At 48.7% G+C, this 22733-nt stretch carries 21 protein-coding genes; 9 read left to right on the top strand and 12 right to left on the bottom strand.

Features of this window, described 5'->3' with window-relative positions; translation table 11 throughout:
- The 3 genes from HMPREF2909_RS03520 (at position 1) to HMPREF2909_RS08785 (ending at position 1541) form a co-directional block, all read left to right on the top strand.
- Positions 1-504 carry a cupin domain-containing protein gene (locus HMPREF2909_RS03520; RefSeq protein WP_071415245.1) on the top strand — a complete coding sequence of 168 codons (504 nt, stop codon included), beginning with the start codon at positions 1-3 and terminating at the stop codon, positions 502-504.
- Positions 495-983, top strand: coding sequence for an ATP-binding cassette domain-containing protein (locus HMPREF2909_RS08790; protein ID WP_084797235.1), 489 nt, complete (start codon positions 495-497; stop codon positions 981-983). The genes HMPREF2909_RS03520 and HMPREF2909_RS08790 overlap by 10 nt, the downstream gene beginning before the upstream one ends.
- A gap of 168 nt (positions 984-1151) precedes the next feature.
- Positions 1152-1541, top strand: coding sequence for a hypothetical protein (locus HMPREF2909_RS08785; protein WP_148130792.1), 390 nt, complete (start codon positions 1152-1154; stop codon positions 1539-1541).
- 477 nt (positions 1542-2018) lie between these two features.
- Here the strand turns inward: HMPREF2909_RS08785 and HMPREF2909_RS03510 are convergent, their stop codons facing one another.
- Complete coding sequence (locus HMPREF2909_RS03510) at positions 2019-2360, bottom strand: carboxymuconolactone decarboxylase family protein (protein ID WP_071415244.1); 342 nt, start codon at positions 2358-2360, stop codon at positions 2019-2021.
- 25 nt (positions 2361-2385) lie between these two features.
- Positions 2386-2826: a cupin domain-containing protein gene (locus HMPREF2909_RS03505; protein WP_071415243.1), complete on the bottom strand. Its 441-nt coding sequence runs from the start codon at positions 2824-2826 to the stop codon at positions 2386-2388.
- Positions 2827-2979: 153 nt separating this feature from the next.
- Between HMPREF2909_RS03505 and HMPREF2909_RS03500 the strand changes: the two genes are divergently transcribed.
- The 4 genes from HMPREF2909_RS03500 (at position 2980) to HMPREF2909_RS03485 (ending at position 6275) form a co-directional block, all read left to right on the top strand.
- Positions 2980-3819: an ABC transporter substrate-binding protein gene (locus tag HMPREF2909_RS03500; protein ID WP_071415242.1), complete on the top strand. Its 840-nt coding sequence runs from the start codon at positions 2980-2982 to the stop codon at positions 3817-3819.
- A gap of 175 nt (positions 3820-3994) precedes the next feature.
- Complete coding sequence (locus HMPREF2909_RS03495) at positions 3995-4849, top strand: amino acid ABC transporter permease (RefSeq protein WP_021617928.1); 855 nt, start codon at positions 3995-3997, stop codon at positions 4847-4849.
- Positions 4849-5610: an amino acid ABC transporter ATP-binding protein gene (locus HMPREF2909_RS03490; RefSeq protein ID WP_071415241.1), complete on the top strand. Its 762-nt coding sequence runs from the start codon at positions 4849-4851 to the stop codon at positions 5608-5610. Before HMPREF2909_RS03495 ends, HMPREF2909_RS03490 begins: the two co-directional genes overlap by 1 nt.
- Before the next feature lie 5 nt (positions 5611-5615).
- On the top strand, positions 5616-6275 hold the full coding sequence (locus HMPREF2909_RS03485) for a DNA alkylation repair protein (RefSeq protein ID WP_071415240.1): 660 nt from the start codon (positions 5616-5618) through the stop codon (positions 6273-6275).
- A 48-nt stretch (positions 6276-6323) separates the two neighbouring features.
- Here HMPREF2909_RS03485 and uriT read toward each other — a convergent pair whose 3' ends face one another.
- The 6 genes from uriT to nusA form a co-directional block, all read right to left on the bottom strand.
- Complete coding sequence (gene uriT / locus HMPREF2909_RS03480) at positions 6324-7739, bottom strand: uridine transporter UriT (RefSeq protein WP_071415239.1); 1416 nt, start codon at positions 7737-7739, stop codon at positions 6324-6326.
- A 291-nt stretch (positions 7740-8030) separates the two neighbouring features.
- Positions 8031-9161, bottom strand: a complete 1131-nt coding sequence (gene ribF / locus HMPREF2909_RS03475) for a bifunctional riboflavin kinase/FMN adenylyltransferase (protein WP_071415238.1) — start codon at positions 9159-9161, stop codon at positions 8031-8033.
- A gap of 3 nt (positions 9162-9164) precedes the next feature.
- The gene (truB, locus tag HMPREF2909_RS03470; protein WP_071415237.1) at positions 9165-10196 is read right to left on the bottom strand and encodes a tRNA pseudouridine(55) synthase TruB; all 1032 of its coding nucleotides are present in this window, start codon (positions 10194-10196) and stop codon (positions 9165-9167) included.
- Entirely contained in the window at positions 10171-10728 is a 558-nt protein-coding gene (gene rbfA / locus HMPREF2909_RS03465) for a 30S ribosome-binding factor RbfA (RefSeq protein WP_071415236.1), read from the bottom strand. Before rbfA ends, truB begins: the two co-directional genes overlap by 26 nt.
- A gap of 99 nt (positions 10729-10827) precedes the next feature.
- The gene (gene infB, locus HMPREF2909_RS03460) at positions 10828-13815 is read right to left on the bottom strand and encodes a translation initiation factor IF-2 (protein WP_071415235.1); all 2988 of its coding nucleotides are present in this window, start codon (positions 13813-13815) and stop codon (positions 10828-10830) included.
- A gap of 232 nt (positions 13816-14047) precedes the next feature.
- Positions 14048-15112 carry a transcription termination factor NusA gene (nusA, locus tag HMPREF2909_RS03455; RefSeq protein ID WP_022856583.1) on the bottom strand — a complete coding sequence of 355 codons (1065 nt, stop codon included), beginning with the start codon at positions 15110-15112 and terminating at the stop codon, positions 14048-14050.
- A gap of 130 nt (positions 15113-15242) precedes the next feature.
- Between nusA and HMPREF2909_RS03450 the strand changes: the two genes are divergently transcribed.
- On the top strand, positions 15243-16112 hold the full coding sequence (locus HMPREF2909_RS03450) for a hypothetical protein (protein WP_071415234.1): 870 nt from the start codon (positions 15243-15245) through the stop codon (positions 16110-16112).
- 635 nt (positions 16113-16747) lie between these two features.
- Here HMPREF2909_RS03450 and tuf read toward each other — a convergent pair.
- The 4 genes from tuf to rpsL form a co-directional block, all read right to left on the bottom strand.
- Positions 16748-17947, bottom strand: a complete 1200-nt coding sequence (tuf, locus tag HMPREF2909_RS03445) for an elongation factor Tu (RefSeq protein WP_071415233.1) — start codon at positions 17945-17947, stop codon at positions 16748-16750.
- Positions 17948-18171: 224 nt separating this feature from the next.
- Positions 18172-20298, bottom strand: a complete 2127-nt coding sequence (fusA, locus tag HMPREF2909_RS03440) for an elongation factor G (RefSeq protein ID WP_071415232.1) — start codon at positions 20296-20298, stop codon at positions 18172-18174.
- A gap of 33 nt (positions 20299-20331) precedes the next feature.
- Positions 20332-20802 (bottom strand): 30S ribosomal protein S7, encoded by a 471-nt coding sequence (gene rpsG, locus HMPREF2909_RS03435; RefSeq protein ID WP_021617915.1) that lies wholly within the window; start codon positions 20800-20802, stop codon positions 20332-20334.
- A gap of 2 nt (positions 20803-20804) precedes the next feature.
- Complete coding sequence (rpsL, locus tag HMPREF2909_RS03430) at positions 20805-21176, bottom strand: 30S ribosomal protein S12 (RefSeq protein WP_018143131.1); 372 nt, start codon at positions 21174-21176, stop codon at positions 20805-20807.
- A gap of 523 nt (positions 21177-21699) precedes the next feature.
- Here rpsL and HMPREF2909_RS03425 point away from each other — a divergent pair.
- Entirely contained in the window at positions 21700-22626 is a 927-nt protein-coding gene (locus tag HMPREF2909_RS03425; protein ID WP_071415231.1) for an AEC family transporter, read from the top strand.
- The last annotated feature ends 107 nt before the right edge of the window (positions 22627-22733 follow it).

The following is a 22733-nucleotide window of genomic DNA, read 5'->3' as shown; positions in this document are numbered from 1 at the left end:
ATGGTCAATCTCAATCCAGTTGAAGCTGTTCATGCTGCTATTACACCACCGCTGAGCCAGTATGCGCGCAATATGATTGCTCATTTAGATTTAAGCGCTCATCCTGAAGGTGGCTGGTATAAGCGCACATGGCAAAGTCCGTTAGAATATGCTGATTCTGCTCGCCCTCTGGCTTCTCTTATTTATTTTTTGCTACCCGAAGGCGATTTTAGTGATTGGCATTTAGTTGATGCTGATGAACTGTGGCTGTGGCATGGTCCTGCAGAGGTTGAATTAGAAGTGTGCGATGTAGATCCGCGTAGCTTAAAAGCACAAACTACGCGCACTGTTTTATCTGTTCGCGAAAATAACGCTTATGGAGCTGCTGCACAATGTCTTGTTCGCGCTGGACAATGGCAACGCACGCTGCCAACAAAATCAGATGCTTTAGTGTCGTGTGTAGTTAGCCCTGGATTTACTTTTGACGGTTTTACCGTTATTACCGAGGAAGATACATGTCAATAATTTCGTGCAACCATGTGAGTTTTTCCTACTCATCGCGCGTAATTCTCAATAATATTTCTTTCACGTGTGAAGACCGTGACCGCTTATGCATTGTTGAACCTAATGGCACTGGCAAAACAACACTGTTACGTATTATCCGCCATGAATTAGAGCCAGATGCAGGCACTGTATCGAGTCCAGAGTGGCACAATGTAGGAGAAGATTCAGCAGTAACGATTAACGATCTTTTTACTGCTGCCACCGCATACGACCGTCATCTTCTCGATGCGTTTAATACCGTAACGATGCAACTGGCAGATAATCCGAGCAATGCTGAGCTATCGTCCACCTACGATGATGTGCTGGCTCAGTTAACACAGCGTGATTCGTGGTCTCTCGAAGCTCGCATAAGCGATATTGCTCACGGTTTACAGCTCGATATGCTGGATTTTTCACGACCTATGCTGTCGCTTTCTCCTAGTCAGCAGGTTCGCGCTTAAATGGCGGCTATTCTGCTCCAACGTCCCGAAGCACTCATCCTAGACGAACCAACGAATCATATCGATGCTCAAGCACGCGAATTTCTTATCGAAACGGTAAGTTCATGACCAGGTGCGGTACTCTTTACCAGTCATGATCGTGATTTTATTGAACGTATCTCCACAGCTGTGCTTGATTTAGATACTGGCTCGTTCCAGATTTACCTCAATAACGACGAGGCGAATGGTATTGTGCGTTGTAACGGAGCGTACAGCGATTACATGCGCGCAAAAGAAGATGCCAAAGCTACGCATATAAAACTTCATGAGCAACAGGAAGCGCAACGCAGTAAACTAACTGCTCATCGTCACGCTTCTGAACAAGTAACGAATAAGAACTACAATTCAAAGTCCGAGCAAGGTATTTCTACGAAGTTTTTGCGGACCGCGCTCAAACTGTTTCAACCAGACGCAAAAGTGATGATGATCGTCGTCTCGAAGCACTTGCTGCATCAGAAATCCGTAAACCCCGTTATGAAGGCTTATCTATTGTTTTGCCTCGTCCAACTCAGCGTTTAAGCGGAGTTATCGTATCAGCTCGTAATTTTAGCATTACTAAGCGTTTAGCTCCTGTCTCTTTTAGCATGAACGCAGGCGATCATCTGCTCCTTACCGGTCCAAATGGTTCATGAAAGTCAACACTCATGAGCAGTATTCATGCTCGTGATGGTCTTAATGCTCAATCATCGGCTTTCGTCCCTCAATCTTTACCGCAACCGGTTGATGAGCTCATAACTGAGCAGGTGTAGACGAACGGTATTGGTCAAGCGGGTAAAGGTTTCTTACATCCGCAATATTGGTTCGTCGGAATCAAAGATTTATCGGATGAAAACAAGCGTCGGGCTCAACTAGCTTCGGCTCTTGCGAGCGCGCCTGCAGTACTGCTTATCGATGAGCCGATGAACTATCTCGATCTCGATACGATTGAATCCTTGGAAGCAGCTATGCAATCGTGGGAAGGAACGCTCATTATTTCTTCCCACGATCAATAGCTCATTAAGAATTGGGCTGGTCGGCGTCTGACCATACATCCTGTGCCATAGAAAAAACTGCCCATGCCACAGACCAGCCTGCATAAAAGGCGGCCTGGGTAATAATGGCAGATATTTCCTCGCGGGTAATACCGTTCTTTTTAGCTGTCTCAAGATGATAGCGCAGCGAGTCATCTACTAATCCGCGCCCCATAAAAACACAGATAACTATAGTGCTTCGCGTTTTCAGGTCGAGGCTTTCGTCTGCCCAAATCTGTCCAAAAAGTACGTCATCGTTTAGCTGAGCAAAATCTGGTGCAAATTGTCCGAGACGGTCACGCCCTGCTGTTTGTTTTATCTCACGCATATGTGTCGTGCTCTTTCCTTTTACCTTATTTATTCAACTTACTCAACGCAGCGTAATCGTCTGTATTAACTGGCTCGAACCACTCAGTCTCACCAGCCGTAATAGCAATATGGGAGAACCAACTGCCTTGAGCAGCACCATGCCAATGTTTTACGCCCTGAGCAATAACATAAACATCTCCCGGCTGTAAGCGCACAGCAGGCTTGCCCTCTTCCTGTACCCATCCTTGTCCCGCAGTACACAGCAAGACCTGATAGCCCGTTGTATGCGCATGCCAATGATTAATGCAGCCCGGCTCAAAACTGACCTGTGCCATAGACCAGTCAATATTTGCCTGAGCAGGTACGAGAGCCTTCAGAAAAGACTCACCTGTGAAATATTGAGAATATGCCTCATTAGGATTACCAAAACCGAGGGGGTTAGATTTTACTGATTGCTCGTTATAGTCATCGTTAATACCACTCATAGAAACCAGTATAAAAGTATTGAAAATACTTGTCTTTCGTTATACACACACCTGTGAAAAGTGGTTATAAAACTTCTTCAACCTGCTTGTACTTGTACTAGGGTTTTCGATACGATTAGACAGCAGATTTTTTGAGAGAAAATGGAGTTCCGCATGTTGAATACAAAGAATTTTGGTCGAGCTCTTGTTGCTGGCGTTACCGCTACTGTTTTGGCTTTTGCTGCTGCATGCGGTTCTACAGGCGCTCAAAACAATAGCGCTTCTGAAACTGTTACCGATGGAAAACTCACTGTTGCAACCGGTGAACCTGCATACACTCCATGGGTATTGAACAACAAGCCTGAATCAGGTGAGGGTTATGAAGCTGCAGTGATTTATGCTGTAGCAAAGGAACTGGGATACAAGGATAGCGATGTGAAGTGGACTCGTTCCACCTTTGATTCCGCTATTGCTCCAGGCGCTAAGGACTGGGATATGAACATCCAGCAGTTCTCAATTACTGAAGACCGCAAGAAAGCTGTGGACTTCTCCCCTAGCTACTACAACACAACCCAGGCTATGGTTGTTCAGTCCGATAATAAGTTTGCTAATTCCACTTCTTTAGCTGATTTGAAGGATGCCGTGATTGGTTCTATGACCGGCACCACCTCTTATGAGCAGGCTAAGGCAAAGATTAAGGACGACATCAAGTTGTATAACAACAACGATGATGCTGTGGCTGCTTTGTCTTCTGGTCAGATTGATGTTCTCGTGGTAGATACTCCAACTGCTGTGAACATGGTGGAGTCTGGTCAGGCTGGCAAGACTGGTAAGGTTTTGGGTCAGATTGCCGATTCTGAGGATAAGGAAGGCATGGGTATTCTCTTGCCTAAGGGCTCCAAGCTCACCGCTAAGGTAACGAAGGCTATTAACACCTTGCAGGAGAACGGCACTTTGAAGCAGCTGCAAGACAAGTGGCTGTCTGCATACACCACGCTGACTGTGTTGAAGTAGTTGGTGGTTAGCGAAAGTTAAAAGCTTGCAGAGATAGAGATAGAGATAGAGATAGAGAGAGCGGCATGGCATGGTTGCATGATGTGCCGCTTTCCGCATTTTTTGTATAATTACTATCGTCCCTTCACTCACCCACTGCGCACGCATTGTGCGAACCACTGTAAAAGAGACATTCATGGCTACATTTGATCCATCTACAGTAAGCACTGTAGAGTTCGAACGCGAGAAATATCGCAAATCCGAAGGTCTTAAATCGGTTATAACCAGTATTGTGAGCGCTATTGTGCTTATTGCGGTTATTGCCACCTCCTTGCACTACTCCCCTGGCTGGGAACGTGTAAAGTTCACCTTCTTTAACTGGGAGTATTTTGTTAAGTCTCTGCCTGTGGTGGGGCAAGGCTTACTGTTAAACATTCAGGTGCTGTTCTTCGCCGTGATTGGCGTGGCTGTTTTTGGCACGCTTTTAGCTTTGTTACGCACCAGCCGTAGCGCTGTTATGCTGCCACTGCGTTGGATTGCCGCCTTCTATACCACGGTGATGCGCGGTATTCCTATGCTCGTTGTGCTGTATTTAATTGGTTTCGGTGTTCCAGGTTTGGTCACCACCCGCATTTCGCCTACGGTGTTGGGCACAGTGGCTGTTGTGTTGAGCTATTCAGCGTATATAGCCGAGGTTTTGCGCGCCGGCTTTAACGATGTGCATCCGTCTCAGCGCGCTGCTGCCCGCTCTTTGGGCTTAACAAACTTACAGACCATTCGTATGGTGGTTATTCCTCAGGCTTTGCGCAAGGTTGCTCCAGCGCTGATGAACGATTTTATTTCCATGCAAAAAGACGTCGGTTTAATCTCCACCCTAGGTGCGGTGGATGCAATTCGTTCCGCTCAGATTATGCAGGCGCAAACTTACAACTTCACGCCATATATTGCTGCGTCTGTCTGCTTTATCTGCATGAGCGTTCCGTTTATTCTACTCAATGATTGGTACGCAGCTCGCCTGCGCAAGCGCGAACTCAACGGAGGGATTGTTTAATGACTGCTCAGACTGCTACAGAATCTAAAGCTGTTTTGCGCCTCGATGGCGTAACGAAAGCGTATGGCACGAACCTTATTCTCGACCACATTAGTTTCGACGTGCACGAGCACGAAGTTGTGGCGCTACTTGGTCCGTCCGGTTCGGGTAAGTCTACGCTCATGAAGTGTGTGAACCTGCTTGAACGTATGAATGATGGCCAGATTTGGCTCGGCGATACGGATATTACCGACCCTCGCGAAAATGAGAATGCCATTCGTTCACGCATTGGCGTGGTTTTCCAACAGTTCAACCTGTTCCCACACATGACTGTTATAGAGAACATTATTTTGGCCTCCACCCACGTGTTGAAGCGCGATAAGGTCGAAAGCGTGGAGAAGGCCACGGAGCTGCTCGAGCGTATTGGCATGGCAGATAAGGCGAATTCGTACCCCGATCGCCTCTCGGGTGGTCAGCAGCAGCGTGTGGCGATTGTTCGCTCGCTTATGACCGACCCGGAACTGCTTTTACTCGACGAGATTACCTCGGCTCTCGATCCGATGCTCGTAGGCGAGGTTCTCGAGATGGTTATGGAGCTCAAGCAGCAGGGCACCACGATTTTGATGGCTACGCACGAAATGAGTTTCGCTCACCAGGCAGCCGACCGCATTGTACTGCTGCGTGACGGCCACATTATTGAGGACGGCACCCCGCGCAAAGTTATGGAGGAATCCACGAACCCGCAAACACAGGAGTTCTTTAGCTACTTTAGAAACCTCTAAAACTCATGACCCCTTTCGATCAGATTCGCTCGGTTTTCGAGGTTCACGCTGATACCGCAAGAGCCGAGCAGATGAGCCATTACATGCGCGACCAGTTCGCTTTCTATGGCATCGCTTCACCAGAGCGCAAGAAACTGTACACTGATTTTTTGCGCGAGGAGAAGAAAAAGAAGCTGATTGATTGGGGTTTTATTGATTTATGCTGGGCTGATCCGCATCGTGAGTTTCAGTACTGCGCTCTCTATTACCTCGTACATATGAACCGTTTCGTTGAGTTTGACGACCTTGACTTGCGCATTCGACAGCTGGTCGAAACGAAATCCTGGTGGGATAGCATCGATGTGCTGTGTAAAGTGGTCGGCTTTGTAGGCCTGTGCGATGAACGTGTTGCTCATCTGATGTGTCGCTGGGCTGTGGATGAGAACATGTGGATTCGCCGCTGTGCAATTGAACACCAGCTCGGACGTAAAGAGAATACAGATACAGCTCTCCTCACCGAAATTATCGAGGCGAACCTCAAGAGCACTGAATTCTTTATTAATAAAGCTATCGGGTGGGCTTTGCGCGATTATTCCAAAACGAATCCTGATTGGGTGCGCAACTTTATTGCCACACACCCAGGTCTAAGTGCTTTGTCTGTGCGCGAAGGAAGTAAATACGTATAAAAAATGGCGTATGAGTAAACACTCATACGCCATAAATTTTAGGTTCTATTACTCGTTGCTACCTGGACTAGGAATCAAGAAGGAAGCTGCGAAGCCGAGCACAACCAGAATCAAACCGGTCATCATAGCAGCAGTGTAACCTGCAGTTACGCCACTTGCCTGAGAGACAACGTTCTGTGCTGCGTACAGAGCAATATAGCTCAAACCTGCACCCAAGTTGAAGGCGCCAGCGTTCAAACCTGGCAAGTAACCTTCGTTATCCTTTGGAGACAGCACAATACCCAAACCGTTAAGCATAATGTTTACGGTACCTGCGTAGCTGAAACCGAGAATAACAGATACGAGCACCAAGCCCCATACGCTAGCGTGACCTGCTACAAAGAAGCCGAGCGCTACGCCTGCGAGGGTAACAATCATACCGCCACGCAAAACCTTCAAGTAGCCGAACTTGGAAGCCAAAATACCAGCAACAGGGCCGAAAGCCAAACCGATCAAAGCGTACGGAGTCAGGGTTGCGAAGGATACAACATCGGCGCCCAAGCCAGTACCGAACTCAGCGTCCTGAGCAATAGCTGGAACGATACCGTTCATTACTGCGAATACACCAGTCATGGTCAAAGTGGTGGTAATGAGCAGACCCCAAGTGCGGCGCTGCTTCATGTAGAAGGTAGAGACCATTGGATCTTTCTTGCACTTCTCTGTCTGCCAGAAAGCGATAAAGGAAGCAGCAGAAATAACAATCAAAATAATGGCATACGTCCAGTTAGCAGAAGCGAGCTTTTGCATCTCGTTAATCGCAGTAATCAGCGTACCCATTGCCACAACGAGGAAGAGAGCGCCCAGCCAGTCCATTGCTGGAGTTTCTGCAGCAGTGCTTTCCTCAGCAAAAAGGAAGACGAGGATGATCGCTGCAGCTGCAATAATGGCCATAACCCAGAAGACAGCGCGGAAACCCCAGTTACCTGCGAGCCAACCACCCAGCAGAGCGTCAACGCCCGCGATACCACCGTTTACCGAGGTGAGGATAGCCATGAGCTTGGTGTACTGCTTGTCTTCGGTAACACGCTGATGCAGCACAATCAAGCACATTGGAACGATTGGACCTGCAGTCCCCTGGAAGATACGACCAATCATAAGGAAGGTGACGTTTGGAGCCAAAGCAGAAATAGCGCAACCAATCGTGGTGGCTGCGAGCATACCAAGCAAAACCTTCTTGCGGCCCATAAGATCGGCCATACGAGGCAGGAACAGGGAGAACAATGCTGCTGCAGTAAAGAAGATAGTCTGTGTTAATGCGATGGATGCAGCACTCGTGTTGAGCTCATGCTCCATTGTTGTTAATGCTGGCGAGAGCATAGATGCGTTGAGCTGGAAGGCGAAAATGGCAACCAGCAGAGCAACCATCAAAGACACAATCGACTTACCGCCGGCGTCGAGGCCTTTCTTCTCTTTCAATTCACTCACGTGAAACTCCTTTGTGTTGAGTGTCAATTGAAATTCTCGGTTGGCGCTTCTTCTGTGTTGTCTGCTCCAACCCACGATATTTCACATTTAAATTCTTATACTCCAGTAGCGTATACCCATTTTTGGTTAAACGCAAAACCTAAGGAAAATAGCGATGTTTCGCGTATGCTTTCTTACTCAAGATCACACGATATTAATTCACCTCGCACTACATAATGAAGCCAAATCTTTTGGCGATTTCTTGTAGTACGAGGTGAATTAATCTTTTAGTACAATATGCAGGACTGGACCCTACACGTTCAACTCGCGCACACGCTCCACATCACGGGTCATCTGCTCTACCAATGCATCTGCAGACTCGAAGGTGCGCATTGGACGCAGATAGTCCGTAAACTCAACACGCACACGCGCATCGTACAGATTAAACTCAGAATCAGGAACATCTACGCAATAGGCTTCCACACTGCGCGAGGTCTCAGAGAACGTACTGTTCGTTCCCACAGAAATAGCGGCAGCGTAACGCTCACCAACACCGCCGCTCTCCCCTAACACAGTCACATACCCAGCATAGACACCATCAACCGGCACAAATCCGGCAATCTCGCCACAGTTAGCCGTAGGGAATCCCAACTCACGTCCGCGAGCCGCACCATGCTCTACTACCGCATCAATGCTGTGCGGGCGGCCGAGAATTTCTGCAGCATCGTGCATGCATCCGCGAGCCAGCAAGAAACGAATCATGGATGAGCTATACGAACGAGTGGAAACGCTATTATGCTTTTTGGTCCACGCGCGCAGCTCCGCTTTAGTCATACCTGTCATTGGATTATGTGGCTCACCATCTTCTTCTGGCACCACATACTCCAACGTGCGCGGCACGAATACACCGAACGGACCGCAATCATCGACAACATCCAGTTCGAAAACGCCGGTTGCGGCGCTCAGCTTAGCAATCGCATCGATATTACCTTCGCGCCCCTTTCCCATCGTCGCGTCCATGCCGAGCACAAGAGTTCTCATACCGAGCTTGCCCACAAGCTGACCGAGGAAGAAAATATACGTGCGCGCCGCAAACTCAAGCGTATAACGCACAACGAGAGCATAATCAAACCCTGCCTGCTCAATCAGCTCGAGACGATGGTTCAAGCTCATCACAGCAAGCTCGTCCGCATATTCGGTCAACTGCTCGCCGTCATGCGCGACCCCATACGCGTGCACAACGCTTGGACGCGGATCGAAAGTAATCGCCACGCTTGGCACGTCATACTGCTCAGCCAAGGCACGCGCACGGTTAAGCACCGCCTGATGCCCCTTGTGCACACCATCAAAATTACCAATGGTCACCACAGCGCGCTTCTCGTCGCTCAAAGTTGGCCATTCAACAACCCCGTCACTATTCGGTTCGAGATGAATAATGTCCATTATTTAACCTTCCTGAATAAGAGTTGCGAGTTCTCGAGACGTTATAAAAACTGTTGACGGTTTGCACACGTGCTTCTTCCACGGCTCAAGCAACGCCATCAAATGCGTTTTATAGGAGGCCGCCACGACGTGAGGAATGCTCAGTTCCAAAGGCCGTCCAAAACTAATATCGACAGCCTGCTCATCGCTCAGTTCAATCATCGGTAGGGTTGCTGCCGCCGCTTGGAAAGGCGTAATAATATGAACGTTCAGCGCTTCCTGGTTATCGCGTAAATCGTCCGGATACACTGCCTTCATGCGCCGCTGCTCTACTCCATCGCGATCGGTAAAGACGCGTTCGACCGCGCTAAACTTGAGCGCCATAGCGTCGTCTGCATTAAAGTTTCCCACGCGTTCGCGCCGAAGCAGCGTTAAGTATCCGCCCACACTGAGCAGTTCACCCAAATCGCGGCCGAGAGCACGAATATAGGTGCCTGCTGAACAGGTTACGCGCGCATCCACGTCCACAGCAGCCGCTTCAGTATGGCGTACATCGAGCACGTCGAAACTGCTGATAGTAATATCTTGTGCTTTCAGCTGCACATCCTCGCCGTTGCGCGCAAGATCGTAGGCACGCTGACCGTTGATTTTCTTGGCCGAGAAAGTGCTCGGCACCTGTTTTATCCGACCAACGAGCTGCTCGTTGATTGTGGAAACGATTTTTTCACGCGTCAGCTCAGTTAAGCACTGGCTTACTTCTTCTTGATTATCAGGATAGATAAGCTCTCCGTCTGCATCGTCTGTTGTTGAGCGCAGACCGAGGCGAATAGTCGTCATATAAGTTTTATCTGTTCCCACAATCGAGTTGAGCAAACGGGTAGCCGAGCCGAAACCAATAACGAGTACGCCTGTAGCCATCGGATCGAGCGTTCCCGCGTGCCCTACCTTCGAGGTGTGCAGAAGGGACCGACAGGCTGCAACCACATCATGACTAGTTACACCCTGCGGCTTGTCAACAATCAGAACGCCACTACTCATCGTTGGATTCGTCGTCATCCATAATGATGGTCAGATCGAAATCTTCGTCATCATCAAAATCATCGTCGAAATCGATAACAAAATCGTTATCGTCATCGTCAAAGCTGTCTACAGGCTCTTCTTTATGCTTGTATGGATCCGCATCGCCTGCGTACTGCGCGTTTTCGCGCAAACGAGCCAGCTCTTCGTCGCGCTTTCGAGCCACAACAAGCACATCATCTACTTGTGCCGCATGACCTTGTAAAGCGTCAAAAACAAAGAAAAGCTGCGGAGTTAAACGCAAACCTGCTGTACGTCCTACTTTAGAGCGTAAATGACCTTGAGCTTGTTTCAAAGCTTGAGCGGCACGTTTCTTTTGTCCTTCTTCGCGGCCTTTATCGCCATAAATGGTCCAGAAGATGCGAGCCTGCTGCATATCGTTTGTAACGCGTACTTCGGTAATCGTTACGCCGCGTAAACGAGGATCATGAATATCTTTTTCCAAGGCATTCGCAACAACGCGCTGGATAAGCCCAGCAATGCGTACTGCGCGAGGATTTGTTCCTGCCATAATCAGTCCTGTTCCCTATCTTTTCAGCACAAAAGGCAGTCGTTCCATATCGACTGCCTTCGTGCCTAGGCTGCATGCATCAGCCTATCATCATCAAACCTAGCTGCGTGCAATCTCTTGCATCTCGAAGGTTTCAATAATATCGCCAATCTGAATATCATTGAAGCTTCCGAGGTTAATACCTGCTTCGTAGCCCTCGGTAACCTCGGTAACGTCATCCTTAAAGCGACGCAAGGTGGAAATCTCGAGGTCGTTAAAGGTTACGACACCATCGCGCATAATGCGAGCCTTGGTGCCGCGCTTTACGGTACCGTCTTCGACCTTTACACCAGCAATGTTACCGAACTTGGACGAGCGGAAGATTTCGCGAATCTCGCTGTGGGAAGTAACAACTTCTTCATACTCAGGCTTGAGCATGCCCTTAAGCGAGGATTCAATCTCTTCAATCGCCTTGTAAATAACGGAGTAGTAACGTACGTCTACGCCTTCGCGCTCAGCCAAATCACCAACTTGGCGAGATGGACGCACGTTGAAGCCAATAATAACAGCCTTATCGACGGTTGCCAGGTTCACATCGTTCTGGGTAATAGCACCCACACCGCGGTGAATAACCTGAATACCTACTTCATCGCTTACCTCAATCTTCATTAAGGATTCTTCCAGAGCTTCCACAGAACCAGAGGAGTCACCCTTAATAATAACGTTGAGCATATCAACTTCAGACTTAGCGAACTGCTCCTTAAGGTTCTCCAAGGAGACCACCTTATGACGGCGAGCAAGCTGTGCTGCACGTTCGGAAGCTTCACGCTTTTCAGCAATCTGGCGAGCTGTACGGTCGTCAGAAGCTACGAGGAAGAGGTCTCCTGCTGTTGGCACAGAGGTCAAACCGAGCACTGCTACTGGACGTGATGGATCTGCTTCTTGCAGGTTATTACCATTTTCATCGAGCAATGCACGCACACGACCGTAAGACTTACCAGCCACAATAGAATCGCCCACGCGCAAAGTACCCTGCTGCACCAGAACAGTTGCTACGGCACCGCGACCCTTATCCAAGCGAGCTTCAACGGTTGCACCGCGAGCATCAGCTTCAGGATCAGCACGCAAATCCAAGGTAGCATCTGCAGTCAGCAGAACAGCTTCAAGCAGCTTGTCAATATTCAAGCCCTGCTTTGCGGAAATATCCACGAACATGGTGTCTCCACCGTATTCTTCTGGAACTAATCCGAATTCAGTGAGCTGACCGCGTACCTTGTCTGGGTTAGCGCCGTCCACATCAATCTTGTTCACAGCTACAACAACTGGAACATGAGCTGCCTGAGCGTGGTTAATAGCTTCAACAGTCTGAGGCATTACGCCGTCATCTGCTGCAACAACCAAAATTGCCACGTCAGTTAACTCAGCACCTCGAGCACGCATAGCGGTGAAGGCTTCGTGACCTGGAGTATCCAAGAAGGTAATGCGGCGATCAATATCGTTGAGGCTCACGTGAATCTGGTAAGCACCAATACGCTGGGTAATGCCGCCGGCCTCAGACTTAATAACATTCGTCTTACGAATGGTGTCGAGCAAGCGAGTCTTACCGTGATCAACGTGACCCATAACAGTAACCACTGGTGGACGAGGAACGAGCTTGTCTTCGTCGATTTCGGCATCCAAATCAATGTCGAACTGTTGCAAGAGTGCTCGGTCTTCTTCTTCGGCGGATACGATCTTAATATTCCAACCGATTTCTTCACCGAGAACTGCGAAAGTGTCAGCGTCGAGAGACTGGGTTGCTGTGACCATTTCACCGAGGTGGAACAGCACAGTGACCAAGCTTGCTGCGCTTACATTAATCTTTTCGCCCAAATCAGACAGGGTTGCGCCCTGTGGCAACTGAACAGTTTGACCGTTACCGGATGGAATACGTACACCACCGATAACTGGTGCTTTCAGTTCTTCGGACTCCTGGCGCTTATTGCGTAATGCTGCCTTACGAGACTTAGACGACTTAGCGCCCTGACGGCCAAATGCACCTGCAGCGCCGCCGCGACCGCGACCGCCACGAGCTGGACCGTTCGATGGTACTGGACCGTTGTTGTGGGCTGCACCGCCACCGAAACGATTGCCACCGCCCCCACGGGAGCCGCCGTTACCGGCACTAGCGTTGCTTGGCGATGGGCGATTGCCCCACTTGGAGCCGCCGTTACCACCACGGGAGTTCTGTGAACCGGCGCTTTGGGACTGACCTGGGCGTGGAGCGCTTGGACGAGAACCGCGACCACGACGATCACCGCCGTGACCATTGCGGTTGCCGCCTTGACCCTGACCTGGACGACCACCGCGACCACGACGATCGCCATTACCACCTTGGCCACCTTCAGCATTCGCACCTGGGCGACTCATTGGGTGTGGACGTGGAATATCGCCTGGAGTTGGAGTTAAGCCCATGCGCTGTTTGCTCATAAATGGGTTATTGCCTGGACGTGGTGTTCCATTAGCGCGACTGCGAGGCTTTGGAATGCCCGGCGTAGCATGTTCTGCACTCTTTGCTGACTGAGCAGCTGAAGTAGGAGTAGCTGCTGAAGGAGCGGAAGGCGTTGCAGCTGCAGTTGAATTAGATGAAGTGACCGCAGTTGCTGCATTCTTAGCTGATGCAGTTTCACTCTTCTTGCGAGCTGGCTTAGCAGCAGCTTTCTGAGAGGATTGTGCAGCTGCTTTCTCGCCTGCTGCAGCCGCCTTATTTGCCGCTGGATTCACAGAAGACATAGCAGCACGAGCCACTGCAGCACGTGGAGATGGAGCCTTGGCGGTCTTCTCTGTTTTCTTGGCTTGTGGAGCCTTATCTGCTTGAGCTTTTTCAGCTTTATGAGCCTTCGCTGCTGGCTGAGCAGTAGCCTTACCTGAGGCTTGTGGTGAAGCAGTATCTGCTGGCTGCGCGCTATGAGCGTCACCAAAAGCAGCCGTTAATTTACGCACAACTGGCGCTTCTACGGTAGAAGATGCAGACTTAACAAACTCTCCCATATCCTTGAGCTTCGCAAGAACGGTTTTGCTGTCTACACCAAATTGTTTTGCAAGTTCGTATACGCGTGCTTTAGGCACAATTTCTCCTTTACATCAGCGCCGCGTGTAACTTGCTCGCAGCGCCTATATGAGTAGGGTTAACGTATCCTGTCTCATCGTAACGTGACCATGATCGTATTACCTCGTCTCACAGTAGTGATTTTCTATCACAAGCTCTATCAATCATACTGATAGTCATGGATGAAAACTACTACTCTTCGCGTGTATAAATTAGGTATTTTATTGGATTGACTCTCGTACTCTCACGCTTTTATTCAGCGCTTGAGGCAGCAGAATTATCTTCTTCTGTTTCCTCAGATACTTCACTGCGCACAGCCTGAGATTCCACAGATTCAATACCAATCTTCCAACCTGTTAATTTTGCAGCCAAACGAGCGTTCTGGCCTTCTTTACCAATAGCCAAAGAAAGCTGATCTTCCTTAATAAGAGCAATAGCTGTTTGATTCTTCTCGCTGACTACACGCACAGATGTTGCGTGTGCAGGAGAAAGAGCGGCGGCAATAAACTTGGCTGGATCATTGGACCAATCCACAATATCAATCTTCTCATCACCCAAGTTTTCCATAACCGAGCGTACACGGTTACCGCTTGGACCAATCAAAGAACCCTTAGGATTGATTCCTGGAGTATTTGCCCGCACAGCAATCTTCGTACGAGCGCCTGCTTCTCGAGCAATAGACATAATGGATACTGCTCCCGACGCAAGTTCAGGAACTTCACGCTCGAAAAGACGGCGAACCAACTCTGGATGAGAACGAGACACAATAATTTCTGGTCCCTTTAATCCGCGTGCAACGTTCACTACGTACACGCGAATGCGCTCACCGTGACGGTACACTTCACCAGGAACTTGTTCACGACGTGGCAAAATAGCCTCTACATCTCCCACTGCCACATGAATATTCTGCGGATCGCGTGAGTTCTGCTGAATAATACCATTAATAATCTGGCCTTTCTGACCTGAGAAAGCACCAAAAATCTTATCGTCAGCAGCTTTACGGAAAAGTCCCGTAATTACTTGCGCAGCTGTTGCAGCAGCTACACGACCAAAATCTTGTGGAGTATCGTCGTAAGGTTCTCCTAATTCAGGACGTGGGCGAGGATCTTCTTCTGTTGGTTCTACTGGAATCTCGTCCTGCGCCCAGATGGTAAAGGAACCAGCGCGTTCATCGAGTTCTACACGAGCATGCTTTGCAGCGTTCGGTGTTTTAGAATATGCCAACTTCAATGCTTGAGCTAATGCCTCATCTAAGGTTTCCGCTTCAATTCCCTGTTCTGCTGCGATTCGATGTAACTGCGACAAATCAAGTTCCATAGTGGAGACCTCCTATATGAAGTTATACAATGCACATGCGTGTCATGCGCTTACGGTCTAAGTGAAGTATTATTCTAACGAAGAATATAGACTTTGAAAGTATACGCTCTGCTGAGAGGGAAAAGAGAGTATGAAAACACAGCATTCATCTGCAGTCTCTCGCGTAACAGCTCTTATTGCTGGATATGCTCTGAGCTTATCGTGCGCCAGTATTGCATATCCATCCTTCGCAGCTCAATCAGCCGAATCAGTCAGTTCATCATCGTGCGACGCTTCCTACGTCACAGCAAAAAATTTACAAGTTCATCAACGCTCAGCGTTACTCCCCTCTTATACACAGGTTGCTGCATCTTTGAGTGCTGAAGCTTGGATGAAGGTTGCTTTAGAATGTCCTTCACGCTATGCCGAAGGTATTATGTATAGTGCTTTAGCGGTGCTCTCCTCTGGTCTAGACGAATCAGGTGTTCTTGCACAAGCCGCACAGGATCAAGCAACCGCTCAGACGGCGTTATCCGAGGAATCAACACTGTCGATTAATGTCTTAAGTTCACGTAGCTATCAAGCATTAGCTCAGGCAGAAGATCGGCTACGTTTTTCGTATGAAGTGATTGCTACACGTGACGCAAGCGTTGAGAATGCTGGCTCGTATGCTCTTTCCGCTTCTCAAGCTAGCGATATTTTTGCAGTCCATGCACAGAAACAGTCCACATCATATAAGGATTCGCGTGAACGCATTTATAATGCTAGCCAGTTAATTCAGTATTCCTGTCAGGATGGAGCAACAGGACTCAGTATGCCTCTTACTGCTTCCCTTGAGCTGGACACTGCGCTCACACAGTTACGCTCTTTAGATGAAGATTCCGCTTCTCATAGTTCTGCGTCTCTAGCAAGCCAAGCATCTGCTTCGTTACAGAACGCTATTGCGCTGCGGGTACGTTCTCATCTGTTACGAGCTTTTGCCTTGGGTGCTCCTCAATTATCTGAGTTATACCTCGATTAGAATGCTAACTCTCTTCCTCATGTAGCACTGATTGCCGAAAGATTTTTTTGGGGGGGAAACTGCGATATACACGCTCATTTCGTGGATATTGCGCATGCACGCATACCGTTATTGAGGTGGGGTGGTTCATTGGACTTAGTGGGGTTTTCGGATTTTAGCAGGGTTGTAGGTGTGTGACTAGCAGCTGTTCCTAACAGCCAACCTTCAAGATACGTTAAATTCGGAGAGCAGCTACTCTCACGCATTCTGCTTAACCGATTAATACCTGTTATGCCAGTTTTGAAGCCATTTTGTGCATCAAAAATGGCATAACGGTAGCGCATATCGACTTCTCATATAAAGACGAACACATTCACGTAGCAACGATGCCTTGACAGATAACATCCTGAGAAATCAACTGGAACCTACTGGGTAACACTCTCCCCTAGCCCCGCCCCCCCCCGCTGAGTCCGAAGAGCCAGATTATGACATGCCGAACACGTCCCTTCTAGCAAGCCACCAGAATCCCCAAATCAGTCAACCCTATAAGCCGTAAAAACGCGACACCACAACAGCACAAAACAAAAAGTTCCCAAGGTTTTAAAGGCCTTGGGAACTTAATCAGTCTAACCTAATCTGAGTTAGTTTAGTTCAAACTACTCTACGATCTTGGTGATACGACCGGAACCTACGGTGCGGCCACCTTCACGAACTGCGAAGGTCAAGCCCTCTTCCATAGCGATTGGCTGGATGAGCTCAACGCCGAAGGTTGCGTGATCGCCAGGCTGTACCATCTCAACGCCTTCTGGCAAGGTGATAACGCCAGTTACGTCGGTAGTACGCAGGTAGAACTGTGGACGGTAGTTGGAGAAGAATGGCGAGTGACGGCCACCTTCATCCTTAGTCAATACGTATACCTCAGCTTCGAACTTGGTGTGAGGAGTGATGGAGCCTGGTGCAGCAACAACCTGACCGCGCTCTACATCTTCACGACCAACACCACGGAGGAGAAGACCGGTGTTGTCACCTGCTTCTGCTTCGTCCATCTGCTTGTGGAAGGTCTCGATGGAGGTGCAAGTGGTGGAGCTGGTTGGGCGAAGACCCACGATTTCCACTGGGGAGTTGATAGCAAGACGACCGCGCTCTACACGACCGGTTACTACGGTACCACGACCGGAAATGGTGAATACGTCTTCGATAGGCATCAAGAATGGCTTGTCGAGATCGTGAACTGGAGTTGGGATGTACTCGTCAACAGCGTTCATCAAATCCTTAACGGTCTGGGACCACTTCTCGTGATCTGGAGCGTCATCGTGAAGAGCGCCGTAAGCGGAAGTACGGATTACTGGGCAATCGCGGTCGAAACCGTTTTCGTCGAGCAAATCGCGAACTTCTTCTTCAACGAGCTCGATGAGCTCTTCATCTTCAACCATATCGCACTTGTTCAAAGCTACGAGAAGCTTTGGCACGCCAACCTGCTTTGCGAGCAAAACGTGTTCGCGAGTCTGTGCCATAGGACCATCGGTAGCAGCTACTACGAGGATAGCGCCATCCATCTGAGCAGCACCGGTAATCATGTTCTTAACATAATCCGCGTGGCCAGGAGCATCTACGTGTGCGTAGTGGCGAGCGTCGGTTTCATACTCGATGTGAGCGATGTTAATGGTAATACCGCGTTCCTTCTCTTCAGGAGCGGAATCGATCTGATCGAAGTCGTATGCAGGGTTCAGATCTGGGTACATCTCATGCAGAGTCTTGGAGATTGCTGCAGTGAGGGTGGTCTTACCGTGATCAACGTGACCAATGGTACCAATGTTAACGTGAGGCTTAGTACGTTCGAACTTTGCCTTTGCCATATTGTGTCCTCCTGGACGTCTCTAGAGTTTCGTCTTATGCCTTGTAGGCACAAGACACTCGTTAAATTTTACTACTTCTTAAGGTCAACTGCCACGGCGTGTTAAACCTAGAATTACTCTTGATTTTATGTGTGCCGTAAGACTTTAACCTTACAGTCAAGAGGCGGAAGTTCTCACAGAAGTTCGGTGCGAACTTCCGCTTCTTATTTAGGCTGCTTAAGCGATTACTCGCCGCGCTGTGCCTTAATGATTTCTTCTGCTACAGTCTTTGGAACCTCTGCATAAGAATCCATGGTCATGGAGTAAACTGCACGACCCTGAGTGCGGGAACGAAGGTCACCAATGTAGCCGAACATTTCAGCCAATGGCACCTTAGCCTTAATAACCTTTACGCCAGTTGCATCTTCCATAGACTGGATTGCACCACGACGAGAGTTAATATCACCCATAACGTCACCCATGTACTCTTCTGGAGTACGAACCTCAACAGCCATGATTGGCTCAAGGATTACTGGGTTAGCCTTAGGAGCAGCTTCCTTGAATGCCATGGAACCTGCAATCTTGAAGGCCATTTCAGAGGAATCAACGTCGTGAACCTGACCATCGGTTACGGTTGCCTTCACACCCACAACTGGGAAGCCTGCGAGAACACCAGACTGCATTGCTTCCTGAACACCAGCGTCGATAGAAGGAATGAATTCCTTGGTAATGTGACCACCGGTAACCTGGTTGTCGAATGCGTAGGTTTCGCCCTGAGTAGTGTCGAGTGGCTCGAAGTTCATCAAAATCTTTGCGAACTGACCGGAACCACCAGTCTGCTTCTTGTGCGTGTATTCCTGGTTCATTACTGGCTTCTTGATGGTCTCGCGGTAGGAAACCTGTGGGTTACCTACGTTGCACTCCACGTGGAATTCGCGGCGCATACGATCAACCAAGATGTCGAGCTGAAGTTCGCCCATACCTGCAATTAAGGTCTGGCCGGATTCTTCATCAGTAGTTACCTGGAAGGTTGGATCCTCATCAGACAGACGCTGCAATGCAATACCCATCTTTTCCTGATCAGCCTTGGTCTTTGGCTCTACAGCAACCTGGATTACAGGCTCTGGGAAGCTCATAGACTCAAGAACAACAGGGTTCTTTTCGTCGCACAAAGTATCACCAGTGGTGATGTTCTTCAAACCAACGAAAGCGTAAATGTTACCTGCAGATGCTGCCTCTACTGGGTTTTCCTTATCGGCGTGCATCTGGAAGAGCTTACCAACGCGTTCCTTCTTACCCTTGTTAGCATTAAGAACAGTATCGCCCTGAGATACAGAACCGGAGTATACGCGAACGTATACGAGCTTACCGTAGAATGGGTGAGCTGCAATCTTGAATGCGAGAGCAGAGAATGGTTCGTCTGCGTTTGGATGACGGTCAATCTCAACAGTTTCGTCGGATGGATCGTAACCCTTAATTGCAGGAACATCATTTGGAGCTGGCAAGAAGTCAACCACTGCATCGAGCATTGGCTGAACACCCTTATCCTTGAATGCAGAACCGCAGTATACAGGGTATGCTTCGGACTTAACGGTGAGCTCGCGAACAGCCTTACGGATTTCTTCTTCGGTGATTTCTTCACCTTCGAAGAACTTGTTCATCAAGTCTTCATCGGTTTCTGCAACAGTTTCGAGAAGCTGCTGACGGTATTCGTCTGCCTTGTCCTTCAAGTCTGCAGGAATTTCTTCAGTCTTGTAGGTAGTACCCTTGTCTGCATCGTCATCCCATACGTATGCAACCATGCGTACGAGGTCGATAACGCCCATGAACTCGTTTTCAGAACCGATTGGGATCTGCATAACGATTGGCTTAGCGCCGAGCTTTTCCTTAATGGTATCTACCGAGTAATAGAAGTTTGCACCCAGCTTATCCATCTTGTTGATGAAGCAGATACGTGGAACGTTGTACTTATCTGCCTGACGCCATACGGTTTCAGACTGTGGTTCCACACCTTCCTTACCATCGAAAACTGCTACCGCACCGTCGAGAACGCGCAAAGAGCGCTCTACTTCTGCAGTAAAGTCCACGTGGCCTGGGGTATCGATGATGTTGATCTGGTACTTGTCCTTGGTGTCGTGAGACTGACGGTTCCAGAAGCAGGTGGTAGCAGCGGAAGTAATGGTAATACCACGTTCCTTCTCCTGCTCCATCCAGTCCATAGTGGAAGCACCATCATGGGTTTCACCGATCTTGTAGTTTACACCGGTGTAGAAGAGGATACGCTCAGTTGTTGTTGTCTTACCAGCATCGATGTGAGCCATAATGCCGATGTTACGAACAAACTTGAGGTCCTTAAGCACATCTTGTGCCATTTTTTACCTAACTTTCCTCGTCTATGAACGAAATTACCAACGATAGTGAGCGAAGGCCTTGTTAGCCTCAGCCATCTTGTGGGTGTCTTCACGACGCTTTACGGAAGCACCGAGACCATTAGCTGCATCGAGAATTTCGTTAGCCAGGCGCTCTGCCATGGTCTTTTCACGACGCTGACGAGAGAAGTCGGTGAGCCAGCGCAAAGTCAAAGTGTTTGCGCGAGCTGGCTTAACTTCTACTGGAACCTGGTAGGTAGCGCCACCAACACGGCGGGAACGTACTTCGAGGCTTGGGCGAATGTTGTCCAAAGCGCGCTTGAGTACTGCTACTGGTTCTTGTTCTGTCTTCTCCTTAACGATGTCGAGTGCAGAGTAAACGATGTCCTCTGCCAAAGACTTCTTACCATCGAGGAGAATCTTGTTAATGAGCTGAGCTACAACTGTCGAACCGTAAATTGGATCTGGCAGGAGCTGATGCTTTTTTGCTGGTCCTTTACGTGACATAATTACTTAGCCTTCTTTGCGCCGTAGAGGGAACGACCCTGCTTACGGTCCTTTACACCCTGAGTATCGAGAGCACCGCGAACGATGTGGTAACGAACACCAGGAAGATCCTTAACACGACCACCGCGAACGAGCACGATGGAGTGCTCCTGCAAGTTGTGGCCTTCGCCTGGAATGTAGGCGGTTACTTCAACGCCGGAAGAAAGGCGAACACGTGCAACCTTACGGAGTGCAGAGTTTGGCTTCTTTGGAGTTGTTGTATAAACACGAGTGCACACACCGCGACGCAGTGGGCTACCCTTCAATGCCAAAGTCTTGGACTTCTTTGGCTTTGGTTGACGTCCCTTACGGACCAGCTGTTCAATAGTAGGCAACTGTTTTCTCCGATTCTTGTTTCTATTCAGTGCGACCGCTACACTGCACGCACGTCAAGAATCTTTTGCCCACTTTAAGGTAAAAATCTTCACAGCCACAGTCCACCGGCCCGATGACCCATTGTCTCAGGTTTTCTATTACTAGAAGCCGTCTTCAACTTTGGGATATCCCGCTGCTGCACACCTTCACATAGGCATACCAGCGGCACACACGAATTACTATTATACAGTACAAGCAGACAAAATGCGCATTAGCAACACACGTACATAAGCTTGACGACATAGCAACGCTGTTATATTGCCAAGCCGAACCACGCTTCCTCCCAATATACACAATCAGGGGGTGTTGCACTGATTATGCATCCCTCAGCGCGGTACTTTTATGCTACGCGCGACTTATATTACAAGATATCAATCAACAGGGGGAAGAATCACACCCTATGCACTCGTCTTCGATAACTCGGCGTATCCTAAAACCCGTACATTTCCCTATAGATATACCCATAAATATAAAGGCGCAGTTATGTCTCACGTTCTTCTTAACGCAACAGCATTCGTTATTATTATGTGCGTGGGACGATTCCTTGACGCGCTCAAACTCATACCACCGTGTTCGAGTGAAACTCTTAAAACTATTTTGATGAACTTTACCTTACCCGCTGCCATTATTGTGAATTTCAATAAGAATACTTTGCATTCGGGCGGCATTATGCTTGCTCTCGCCGCTCTTGGTCTGGGCGCAAATATTGTGATGGTGGTCGTCGGCATGCTACTTACTCGCCGTCAGAGCGCGCCAACGAAGGCGCTGTATATGTTGTGCCTGCCCGCTATGAATATTGGTACTTTCTGCATACCCTTCGTTCAATCATTTCTTCCTGCTTTAGGAACAGTAACGGCAAGTATGTTCGATGCCGGTAACAGCATTGCTTGCACTGGTGGCACATACGCTTTTACCTCGCAGTATTTATCTAAAAATTCACGAGGTTTTGATTGGAAAACTTTTATTCAACGTATGATAACCAGCACTCCCCTCATGACTTATGTGGTTATGTTTACTCTCACCACGTTCGGCGTGCATCTTCCTGAAGCCGTCAACACCTTGATTAGCCCTATGGCTGCTGCAAATCCATGTATTGCCATGTTGATGTTAGGCGTTATGATTCGCATTGAGCTCAAGCGTGAGTATATGAAAGATATTTTTGCTCTGCTCGGTTTGCGTCATATTTTTTCGATTATTTTGGCTCTGTTCTGCTATTACGTTTTACCTTTTGATTTAGTTATTCGCCAAGCTTTGGTGATTGTTGCCTTCGCCCCGATGAGCGTTGTTTCTGCTGTATACACAGGCTTATGCAATGGAGATGAAGGTAAAGCAAGCGCAGCAAATAGTTTTTCAATTATTATGAGCGTGATTGAAATTACTGCGCTGCTTATATTGATGGGATTGAACTAAAATCCAGCACGATTATGGGCTCTTGGGATTTTGTGGGGTTTGGTTTATTCCATCTGGTTATTATTGCGGCGTGTAGGGGCTTGAGTAATTCGTGAAAGATGACTTGG

Source organism: Alloscardovia sp. HMSC034E08, assembly GCF_001813415.1.
Taxonomy (GTDB): domain Bacteria; phylum Actinomycetota; class Actinomycetes; order Actinomycetales; family Bifidobacteriaceae; genus Alloscardovia; species Alloscardovia omnicolens.
This window is presented reverse-complemented; position numbering and strand designations above follow the sequence as displayed.